The sequence below is a fragment of the Bacteroides sp. AR29 genome (assembly GCF_900217715.1).
GTDB classification, from domain to species: domain Bacteria; phylum Bacteroidota; class Bacteroidia; order Bacteroidales; family Bacteroidaceae; genus Bacteroides; species Bacteroides uniformis.
The window spans coordinates 50,335-61,833 of record NZ_OBMS01000002.1 but is presented as its reverse complement, the minus strand read 5'-3'; the positions used below and the strand labels follow the sequence as shown (position 1 = coordinate 61,833).

Annotated in this window: 9 protein-coding genes; all 9 read right to left on the bottom strand. The window is 39.8% G+C overall.

All coding sequences use genetic code 11. The features are described 5' to 3' along the window. Window positions 1-27 precede the first annotated feature (27 nt). The 9 genes from CSD97_RS00215 to CSD97_RS00175 all read right to left on the bottom strand — a co-directional run bounded on the left by CSD97_RS00215 (window position 28) and on the right by CSD97_RS00175 (window position 11,346). A complete protein-coding gene (locus tag CSD97_RS00215) occupies window positions 28-1,692 on the bottom strand; it encodes a hypothetical protein (RefSeq protein ID WP_098031799.1) in 1,665 nt (554 codons plus the stop codon). A 14-nt stretch (window positions 1,693-1,706) separates the two neighbouring features. Continuing rightward, window positions 1,707-2,948 (bottom strand): MFS transporter, encoded by a 1,242-nt coding sequence (locus CSD97_RS00210; protein ID WP_098031798.1) that lies wholly within the window; start codon window positions 2,946-2,948, stop codon window positions 1,707-1,709. A 12-nt stretch (window positions 2,949-2,960) separates the two neighbouring features. Beyond that, entirely contained in the window at window positions 2,961-4,007 is a 1,047-nt protein-coding gene (locus tag CSD97_RS00205) for a glycoside hydrolase family 130 protein (protein WP_098031797.1), read from the bottom strand. A 145-nt stretch (window positions 4,008-4,152) separates the two neighbouring features. After that, the gene (locus CSD97_RS00200) at window positions 4,153-8,175 is read right to left on the bottom strand and encodes a hybrid sensor histidine kinase/response regulator transcription factor (RefSeq protein ID WP_098031796.1); all 4,023 of its coding nucleotides are present in this window, start codon (window positions 8,173-8,175) and stop codon (window positions 4,153-4,155) included. A 172-nt stretch (window positions 8,176-8,347) separates the two neighbouring features. Continuing rightward, window positions 8,348-8,557 (bottom strand): helix-turn-helix transcriptional regulator, encoded by a 210-nt coding sequence (locus CSD97_RS00195; RefSeq protein ID WP_098031795.1) that lies wholly within the window; start codon window positions 8,555-8,557, stop codon window positions 8,348-8,350. A 43-nt stretch (window positions 8,558-8,600) separates the two neighbouring features. Then, the gene (locus tag CSD97_RS00190) at window positions 8,601-9,242 is read right to left on the bottom strand and encodes a DUF2975 domain-containing protein (RefSeq protein ID WP_005830526.1); all 642 of its coding nucleotides are present in this window, start codon (window positions 9,240-9,242) and stop codon (window positions 8,601-8,603) included. Window positions 9,243-9,257: 15 nt separating this feature from the next. Then, complete coding sequence (locus CSD97_RS00185) at window positions 9,258-9,863, bottom strand: DUF2975 domain-containing protein (RefSeq protein WP_098031794.1); 606 nt, start codon at window positions 9,861-9,863, stop codon at window positions 9,258-9,260. A 23-nt stretch (window positions 9,864-9,886) separates the two neighbouring features. Continuing rightward, window positions 9,887-10,555 (bottom strand): DUF2975 domain-containing protein, encoded by a 669-nt coding sequence (locus CSD97_RS00180; RefSeq protein WP_009037683.1) that lies wholly within the window; start codon window positions 10,553-10,555, stop codon window positions 9,887-9,889. Continuing rightward, the gene (locus CSD97_RS00175) at window positions 10,552-11,346 is read right to left on the bottom strand and encodes a type II CAAX endopeptidase family protein (protein WP_016272429.1); all 795 of its coding nucleotides are present in this window, start codon (window positions 11,344-11,346) and stop codon (window positions 10,552-10,554) included. The genes CSD97_RS00180 and CSD97_RS00175 overlap by 4 nt, the downstream gene beginning before the upstream one ends. Window positions 11,347-11,499: the final 153 nt, after the last annotated feature.

Genomic DNA, 11,499 nt, shown 5'->3' with positions numbered 1-11,499 from the left:
AACTATATAAAGGTTTACATCTAAACTCTATTTATCTCGATAAGCTTTTCCTGCCGGGATTTCAATCACCAAACACGCCTGATCGGCAGGGATGCTTATTTCACAAACCCCATTAATATTTTTTTGTAAATAAGCATGTGTCAACTTATCATATAAATCAACTGATCCGGAAGATTTATAAATGACTTTCTTATCTTCCTTATAGGGATTGTAATACAAATACACCGGATACTCCTCATTTGCATAAAAGTCCGTGCAATTACAATCTAAACGGAGAATGCCTTCCACATTGGTAACATCTACTATCGCTCCCAAAATACCTACCGGAGAAGTACTATAAAGACTAAACATCGTTTCAGGGGGATTGGCCGGGTTCCAGCGAGGACCATCACCAATCCCCATAGGGCTAATACCTTTCAAAGCCTTATTGCCATAATTATCCTCTGCTATTAACCCCTCATAAGATACAACTCCGCGGGTAATATCCTTTAGTTCAGGTAACCATTGGTGTTTATCATCCAGCTCATCCGGGAAAAATAAGCGGCAGGCATTTGCGTTATTCAACATCCATTTACCTATTGCACGCGCATATTGTGGCTGATATTTTACTAACGGAACTAATGGCCAAGCCATTTTAATGCTATTCATCAAAAATGCATAACTAGAAGTAATACTTCCTTGCAGCCCACTGACATCGTAATCGCCCCAACGCCCTACAATAATCCCCCACCCGGTTCGTCCTTTTTTACTGACACAACCGTCAAAAGCCCAGTCAATCATTTTAGTAATATCATATTGAGTCCCTTCCTCGGCATTTAAGCGGGCTGCCGTATAGATGCCCAATGGCAATAAAATCTCATAAAAACGACTTTCTTTCTGAGCATGTAGCACGTCTATTGCTGATTTCGCCCCTTCCAGATAACGAGGATCTTTATATTTCTGATATGCTGAATACAGCACGTAACCATGTCCTCCAGCCGCATCTTGCTGGTAAGGAATATTGTTTACCATACCTTTCATCTGACCATAGTCAAAAAAAGAATAATCATAATTCCCACTCAAAACAGAATCTGCTTTGTAGAATTGTTCTGCAATTGAACGCTGTATTCTATCAGCCCCATCAATATCGGGATATAAATCACAAATTGCATAAAACAATGCATTAGGCAATACGTCATACCACCAGTCGCGCCCATAACCTCCGCCTTGCAGTGCTACATCCGGACAAGTATTATTCATCATGATATTCCAACCAGTATCAGAATTGAAGTAGTTCTGGATCATCTTTACATAATTGAATCCATCCTGCCGTGATTTGTCTATTCCAATCAAACTCGCCCCAAGAATGGCAGCCATTGAATTAAGGCTCTCATGAAACTCGCCATCATTATGGTTAGGTCCTTGGCGTACATCATGAATAGCTGTATATATCCCAAACGTTACTTGGGGAATATTTCTTTTTGCACTATCCAACCAAATTACCGGACCGCAAGGAAAGTCCGAATCATAGTCAAATGCAAATGCATCAAAATCTTTAGCCTTCTGCTTCCAGTCCAGCATTTTATAAGGAGTAGGAAAATTCGGCATAGCATCTATACGTGCAATATTTTCTTGCACGACCGGTTTCACTTGTGCACAAGAGGATAATAAACCGGCCAGAATTGCTGATAGAAAAAGAGTTGTGTATTTCATATTAGTATCAATTTTTATCGAGTAACTTTTATAATGTATTTAGCCAATGGAATTGAAAGCATCTGTAGCAATGCAACAATAATCAGAGCATATTTCAAAGCAAAAATTTCGGAGACAAACCAAGCTAAGACGATAAAGAGTCCCAATCCTGTTGCCCGTCCAAAGAACAAACCAATCTCATGACTCATGATATATGTGTATTCATTCCTCTTCTCCTTCTGAGAAACAATATCAATGCAGTGCATCATAATCGGATAATAAGCCAAATCATGCAACGGCTGAAAGAATACTTTACACAAGATAAACACAATGACACCAACCGCAGAGAACAGAATTCCATTCACTAAAGTGCCAATAAAGAATATAATAATACCTATAGAAAAAATAATAATACGGTGTTGAGGGCGTGAAACTCGCCCTAAAACATAGACTATAATAGCGGTTAATAAGCCTCCTAATCCCTGAATGACTCCAAGTTCGCCCTCAGCACCCAGAAGATACATAACCAAAATAGCAGGAGCCGTCACGAGGAAACCTTGTACCAATCCTTTCAAAGAAGCAAGCAACAACATCTTATTCCAGACAGGTTCAAACTTCACGTATAGATACTTCTTCTGTTCTGGGTTATGAAAAGAGCCATGGAATAGAGTTATACATGCAATAACCGTGATGACAAATACAAACAGCGTAACAATACGGTAAGCACCATTCATATCTATTTCTATATCGTTCCAATGAAGTCCGGCAGCCCATACCAAAAATCCCCCTACCCCAATAGGTACAATAATAGAACAAACCGAGAAAAAGAAAGACTCCAAACCAAAGAAATAGTTACGATTAGCATCATTTGTCGAATTCAAAGCCAACAAATATCTGTTTGCCCAGAAGAAACCAGATGCGATTCCCATAAACAATCCTGCAACAAAAAGTTCACCGAAGCCCATTGTCTTCAACCCCATCATAACTACCATTGAAAGTCCACTGACCAGAATGCCAAAAGCATATAAATGTTTTACCTGGAATCTTTTCAATAGTTCCCCATTAATAACAGAAGCCACAACAATACCAACATACATCGCCAACTGATACAGAGCTACATAAGAAGGATTATTGGTATTGCGCATAATATAAGCCCCTACAAATATTTCCACTACTGGTAAGACAAATGCATAGAACATATTTGTCAGCAACAGAATCTGCATATTATACGGTTGCTGTTTAAAGAACGTGAACTCTTTAGTAATCTTTGATAGCATAGTGTTTTTCAATTAAAAAGTAAGAGTCTGCAATATCTCATTAATGGAAAACGTAGCTCCACAAATCACCTCATCGCTAGCACCATAATACATATAAACAGTATCTCCTTCCACATAATGTCCAATAGTGAAAACTACATTTCCGAAAAAACCAGTCTGTTCATAAGGCATGACAGGTTCCATTATCGGTTCTTCACTGCGTGCCAAAACCACTGAAGGATCATCCAAATCAAGCAATATAGCCCCCAAACAGTAGCGATGTTCCTTTGTTGCACCATGGTATATCTCCAGCCAACCTTCAGATGTCTTGATAGGAGGTCCTCCGGCACCCAAACGAGCCTCATCCCACATACCTTCCCGCGTAATGGCTATGCACCTATGATTCCCCCAATGCACTCCGTCAGGAGATTCGGCCAACCACATATAATTACCGCCCAGCTCCGGACTGCTGGGACGATGAAAAGCATAATACTTTCCATGAATCTTTTCTTCAAAAAACACGCAATCTTTGTTATGAGGAGGAAATATCATGCCCTTACGTTCAAAAGTTTTCCAGTCATTCGTAATGATAAGCCCCACCCCTACAGCAATCGGGGAGACTTCTGTATATGTCAGATAATAACTATTCTCTATTGTTGCAACTCTGCAATCTTCTATACCGAAACTTTCTAAAGCCCCTTCACCATAAATAGGTTGAAACTCATATTCTTCAGAGAACCGGATACCATCTTTACTGAAAACCGGACGCAGATAAGATAAGGTAGTCAGATAATTCTGTCCCTTATACTTTATAACGCGAGGGTCGGAAGCGTCTAGTTGCGGATCATTCTTATCGAAAGTCAAGACTTCTATATTACCGAATTCATTATATACCGGAAAGCTGATTTTTCCTTCTTGCTGCTTAGGCCTCTCGGCAACCCGCAACAACAACCCGATTTTTCCATTCCATCTAAATACTCCGGGATTCAGTAAACAAACAATTTCCATGCCGCTAATCTTAGCTTTCAATTTAGAAGGTTCCAGCAATGGGTTTTCTTTAAAACGGTGTGCAATATCCATAGTTTTTCATTTATTGATTTGCACAAAATAAACAACTTAATGGCATGCAAAAGGTATGCTCCACTTGCAAAGGAGTATACTAAACTGACAAAGATACCATATGTAAAGGGAGTATACTATTTTGAATAGCAGGAAGACTACCATACTACTTTTTCACACTCTCTCGATATTCTTTTGGAGTCATATTATACTCTCTTAAGAATAATCGATAGAAATAAGCCTTGTTATTGAAGCCACATTTATACATAACCTCCAAAACTGTTTCATTCGTTGTTTTCAATAAATGTTCTGCTTGTTTCAAACGCATCTTTCTAATAAAATCTGTAGGAGTCTCGTTCTTTATATCTTTCAATTTACGATATAGCTGCATTTTACTGATGCCCATTTCTAAGGTAAGAGTTTCCAAAGAGAAGTCGTCATTACCCATATTTGCAGTGATAATCTTCGTCAAGTTGTATATAAATTCTTTATCTTCCTTATGAATCAGTTTTCCATCTACGTATTCAATAGAAGATATAGGAGAATTAAAATAGTCTTTCAATCCCTTACGATTACTCAACAACTGTCTGACAGTAGCCAACAAATGTTTCTCATGAAAAGGTTTAGTTAAATACGCATCGGCTCCTATATGCGCACTCTCTATCTTACTGTCAACCGAAGCATCAGACGATAATAAAATAATTGGTATATGAGCAGTCAGCTCCTGAGCTTTTATCTGCTCAATTAGTTCAAAACCATTCATCCCAGGCATAATAATATCACAGATAACTAAATCCGGAATCCGCTTCTTTAGTAAATCCAAAGCATCTTTACCATCGGTAGCTGCCAATACATTGTACTGCTCTTGCAATATATCCAATAGGAGTATCCTAATTTCATCGTCATCATCAACTATCAACAATGTATTCAAGTCATTTTGCAAGTTTACTTCCACATCTTGTTTTTCAACGAGCACTTTCTCTGATGGCAATTCAATCCTTGGCGACTTCGCAGTCTCCTCTACCTTCGAACGAGAAGCAGACTTCTCCAACATAGGAAACTGCAAAATGAAAGCAGTATATTCATTCAATTTACTATCTATTTTAATCGAACCTTTCATTAAATCGACCAAGGTCTTACATAAAGCCAACCCGATGCCAGTCCGGGTTTCAACCCCACTCAAAATCTGATCTTCAAGACGATCAAGCACTTTAAAACGGTTAAAAACCAAAGATTGCTCTTCTTCCTTAATACCCTTACCCGTATTCTTTATTATTAAATGTAGATATCCGTCTATCAAAGTCATATTCAACGATACGGTTCCCTTGTCAGGGGTATATTTAAAAGCATTAGACAGTAAATTAAACAAGACTTTCTCAAATGCACTCCGATCTGTATTCCAAGTTCTTACATCAGGAGTAATCTCTATAGTAAAAGTTATCTCTTTTTCTTCTGCAATATCCACAAAGTTGCCAGTAGTATTAGCAACCAGTTCCCACATATCTACATCCTGTACATACAATTCCAAATATCCAGTCTCTACTTTACGGAACTCCATTAATTGCTGTATCAGCGACTGCATACGTTCTGCATTCGACTTTATCACAGACAAATATCGTTTCAATACAGGGTTGTCACCGCACAATTTGAACAACCTTTCAGAAGGGCCATAAATAAGCGTCAACGAATTGCAAAACTCATGAGCTATATTAGTGAAAAAACGAAGTTTAGCCTGATGAATCTCTTCGGCTTTCTGATTTTCGAGCATCTCCAACTCCAACTTCCGCTTCATCTTTATCTTATGTATGGAGTTTCTATACAGAAAGCCGATACAAACCACCAATAAGACTGTATATATCAAATATGCATACCAGCTAAGCCACCATGGTGGATAAACCCGAATATTCAAAGTGTAGCCATCTTGACTCCATTCTTTATTTGCATTGCAGCATTTCACATATAAGGTATATTCTCCCGAAGGCAGATTGTTTAAAACAATCGTTCCAGACGTGCCCAAATAGGCCCAATCCTTACTATACCCCTCCACCATATAAGCAATCTCACATTTTGAGCTTTGTATATAATCAATAGGTACAAATCTGAATGTTACCAGATTTTCCTTATGATTCAGCTTCAAGTACTTTTTTTCATCCAACCGATCTTCAATCTGTACCTCGTCATTATTGATAGAGAAGGCCGTCAGATAGAGGCTTGGCATATAAGTATCTTCTTTAATTTCCAAAGGATTAAACTTGCTGTAGCCATTCATTCCTCCAAAATAAAAATAGTGGGAGTAAGGTGATTGATATGAAGCTCCGTCAGAAAATTCATCATCCTGTAAACCATCAGTCAGAAAATAAGATACTATCTTCTCTCTTTTACTATCCAGGCGGGCCAACCCACGATTGGTACTGACCCACAAATTACCAGCCTCATCCTTTAAAATGCCATGTATTGTATTGTTAGGAATACCTTCTTTTTCCGTATACCATTGAAATAAACTATCTTTTCTGTCAACCAAATGATTCAATCCATTACTTGTCCCCACCCATAACGAATTATCTGTATCTTCATAAAGACAAAGAACATCATCATTACTGATTGTCTCTTTTTTCGCCGAAGAGTGGCGATAATGAGCGAATTGTTCTGTTGCAAAATTCAAGTAGTTCAAACCACCACCTCGGGTAGCTACCCATAGGCCTTCTTTTCCATCTGGCAGAACAGAAAAAATAGAATTATTATTCAAGCAGTTATTACAATCAAATTGATACCGGTATTGCTTATAAGATTTAACGGAAACAGGATAAGAGCCTCTATCGAGTACAATTTTAAACAGCCCCCACCCATTTGTGCCAATCCATAAAACCGAATCACTCTGCGCACAAATAGAGAATTCACCTTTCAAGTCTGCGGGAGTCTTTTCCACTTGAATCAGTTTTTTCTCTTTTATGGAATAGTAATTCAACCCGGTTCCTTCCGTACAAATCCAAACATACTCGTCATCTCCAGTAAATGCGTAAACCGAGTTATGCAATAGTCCTTCAGTAATGGTCAGGTTCTGTACAGACTGCTCTTCTTCATTGAAAAGGAATAACCCTTTTCCCTTAGTACCAATAAATAACGTACCATCCTGGGTTTCCCAGAAAGCTCTGACCGGAGCGTTACCAAAGTTTATGGCAGGTATTTTAGAAGAGCGCATGAATTTATTTTGCTGCTCCGACAATAAAACGACACCGCGCGTGTCTGTTCCCACCCAAAGAATATGTTGTTCCCCTAAACAAAGAGAGTTGATTGAAATATCTTTCAGTAAAGCTTCCGTTGTATTACTATCAATGTCCCAACGATACAGCCCTTTCAATGTTCCAACGTAGCAATAATCATTCTGGAAAATCATGGCGGTTATCTTATCATGAAAATTAATTTCTGCCTTTCTAATCGCTTTATTGCCCGAACTAATCCTAAACAAGTTTTTTTCAATAGTTTGAGCCCAAATTATATCCCGTACAGCATCATAAAATACAGCTTCTACTTGATTGATATTCGCCACTTGCTGCATACTATCTACCAGTACTTCCTCTTCTGATATATGATGAAACTTTATGCAATACAATTCATTTGCTTCTGTACACAACCACAACCGGCTGGCATTATCAAAGAACATTTGCTTTACATTGAAAGAGATTTTTATATCCAATCGGACAAAGTCATGTTTAGACGTTTCATAGAAATAGATACCATATTCATTTACCGATGCAAAAATACGCCCTTTCATATCTTTCGCTAAAAAGAAAGAACGCTCTTTAAAAACATTTTTCCTGGTGTTTGCGCAAAAAAAGTTCTGAAACTCATCCTTATTTATATCATACCGATTTATACCATAATCTGTTGCAACCCAAATTACTCCTTTTCTTTCTTCAATAACGTTTCTGATGATATTATTACTTATACTGGGAAGAGAAGATAATAAGTCCGGTTTGAAAACTCTTATATCCCGGCTATTAAACATATTGAGTCCATCCCATGTCCCAAACCAAAGTAAGCCGCAAGAATCTTGAAAGATGCAGTTGACAGAACTGTTCGACAAGCCATCTTGATTCGTTAAATAACGCCCGTCCAATCCACTTCCCCATAGGCAGGGAGAAATAAGGCAGAAAAGAGAAATTATGAAATCTTTTATTCCAACATTCATTTGTAAGTTTTAATTTGAGTTAACAAATCACTATTATGTTTATTGCAAAGCTAACAAAACTTCGTTTACTCCCAATACTATCACGACTTTTTAATACTTCTCATCTGCATCCCTTAACAAGGATGCAGATATCAAGGTTCTGTACCAAATAGGAATGACGAACAGCCTTTCATCACTCCTTCCCTTCCTGATACTCCAATATATCCCCCGGCTGGCAATCGAGTTCCTTGCAGATTGCTTCCAGTGTAGAGAAACGGATGGCTTTAGCCTTTCCGGTTTTGAGAATAGAGAGATTGGCAGGCGTAATATCAATCTTCTCCGCCAGTTCGCCCAAAGATATCTTTCTTCGGGCCATCATTATGTCAAGGTTTACTATAATCATATAATTGTGTTCTATTTATCAATTATTCTTTTCCCACTCACACCTAAATAGTCAAGTCCTGTTCTTCCTTTATCTTCACCCCGGCGGCAAATATCTCGGTGAAAAGAATTATAATAACCAGGGATGTGAAATCCGTATCATGCGATGCAACCACTTCATAGCCCAGCAGAGCCACTTGCTTCACTGCTTCAAGATGATTCAGCCAATCGTGCAAAGTCATCAAGCCGTACAATGCAGCAAACGAATAAGTAAAGAAACGCAACCGGGCTACATTATCCGAAGTAAACACTTCCCGCTTTGAGATGGATACCAGCAAACGTATCAGACAATAGATTCCTACAAAGAAAGGAATGATGGCAAACATGGCAAAGAAGTTCACTATGGAACTCCAGACAGTGGGGACAATCACAGTGCCTATTCTCTTTACCTGATAAGGTACTGACTTATCGGCAAAACGATTCGTCAAGGAATCGACTGCTGTCGTTTCCAAAGGTCTTACATCCACATATACCTTATCAAATAAACCGGAATACTCCGGCTGTGGAGTTCCCGAATGCACATTTACACTATTGTAACCCTCAAGAAAACTATTCTTCATATCCACCCAGCCCGCTATCATCGCATAGGTAAACTCTGCAACAATGACCAATATAGCCAGGATACCCAATATACTTATCTTTTTCATAATCCTCCCCCCACATTAAACCGTTAAATCCTGCTCTTCCTTTATCTTCACGCCGATGGCGAATATCTCGGTGAACAATGCCAACAGCATATAATTGAACCAAGCATACTTGAAAGAATAAGGCAACACCTCGTATCCCTCCAGCTGCACTTGAGAAGCCAAGTCATGATAGATGCCCCATTGCTGCAACTCGAATAAAAGACTCACCGAAATCAGCGCATAGACAAAAATGCGCATCCGACGCACATTCTTGCGCACAAACACCTCGCCTTTCGTGGCAGTAAGCACCAGCCGCGCCACACTATAGAACCCGTAAAGCGCAAACAGTCCCGCAGGAAACAGCAAGAACGATACCCACCGCCACTTCGTACTACGGAAACCTTGCACCGATACCTCACTTGTATTGCAATACATGGGCGTATCCTGTGCCGCACTAATCAAAGTATCGGCAGGCAGCGTATCATCTGCCCGCACCAAAAGTGACACGGAGGGTAAGGCATGAAAATCCTTCTGGTCGCCCGCCTCATTCCAGCCGTCCATAAATCCACTAAACATATCCGTTACAACACTACCAATAAACACTACCAAAGCCAGGAAGGCACATACTCTGATTTTATTCATATCTCTGTCCGTTCTTCTTATTATTAAATCGTCAAATCCTGCTCTTCCTTCATTTTCAATCCAATGGCAAACACTTCACCTACAATCAGCGAACAAAGCCCAAGTACCAGCGTGGTAGTGCTCACCAATTCTGAGAGGCTCAGCTCGTAACCATGCAGCGAGAATACGGTATCGATACCTATAAAATCAAGATATGATGACGCAAAGGTACAGCAGAAGCTGACAACCAGTGCCATTCCCAATCGACGCAGCCGACGTACATTCCGCCAGTTGAAGATGTCGGACTTGTTGATAGAGATTATCAAGCGGATAAACAATACTACCGCCCAAAGAGAAAAGCCCAAATGCAGATATATCAGCAAATACTTTGCCACCACTTTCCCAACAGAATCATGAGAATTTACGCTGACCATCAACGAAGAGTAGGCTGCAGGCACATAACTCCTGCTTTTCTCATTGTAGACGGAATCCCTGAAGAAATCAAACGACTCCATGGAAGAAGGTATCAGGTTGACAACCTTCAGGTTCATCAGTTCCTTGTAGGCAGCAATGTCACTCCCTTTCTTTCCCAGCTCCAGTCCGGTCTGCGCCCCCATCTTGGCTCCCAGAAAGATATAGTACCCCTGCTCCAATACCGAGTAACTCAGTACAAGCATTACCACCAGGCAGAGAATGTTCAATCTTCTTTTCATAATTCAGTTGTTGTTGTATTAGTATCAGATATATTATATTTATTCAGTTGTTTCAAGGAGAGTAGAAGCAACAATATGAAAACCACTGCCCAAACCAGTACATACGGGTTACTCAGCAGATGTGTCACATCCTCCATTTCAGGATGTTTCAGGCTCAGATAGACAGACAAGCCGTTATTCATGATATGTATCAGAATACATGCCATAAGACTCCGTGTCTTATAATAAAGCCAGGCAAGCAAGAAACCGATGAGGCAAGCACCTATTATCTGAACCGGATTCAGATGAAAGATACCGAATATCAACCCGGAAAACAAGATAGCCTTTGCCGGGCTATATCTGCGAAGCAGCTCCTTGGTAATGGCACCACGGAAAAGCAGTTCTTCCAGTACGGGTCCCAAAACAGAAATACAGAGAATACCCAGCCAACCGGATTGCAGTATATCAAATGTCTGGTCCAACAAATTGGGCAAAAAAGTAAGTTCGGACATCAGAAGACCTATTATACATATGGAAGTCATTCCGGCAAGCAGGCTCCATGCCAGATAAGGGACTGACACCGGAGAATACAGATGCTTGTCTCCCGTCAGGTAGTTCTTGCGCCACAAGTACAGTCCCATGAAAACAAAGCCCAGCAGCATGGTAGGCGCCACAGCAATCTGACCAGCCTTGTCCATGTCGAAAGTTCCATAAGCGAAATACGTATACAGCAGACAGAAAGGTCCTGCAAACAGTGCTCCTATAAGCTGCATCAAAAAGTAAATCAATACTAGTTTTATTGCCGTTTTCATTGTTCTATTCGTCTAAAAGTTCGCAAAGATACACATTTTCTCTGTCAATCCGTCAAGCTGTGGCAACAAGTCCCATCAGCAGCACCATCACTGTAGAAAGTGACAATACCAATAGTGTAATACTCATAAATGCTCTTCTCATAACCTAAGCCC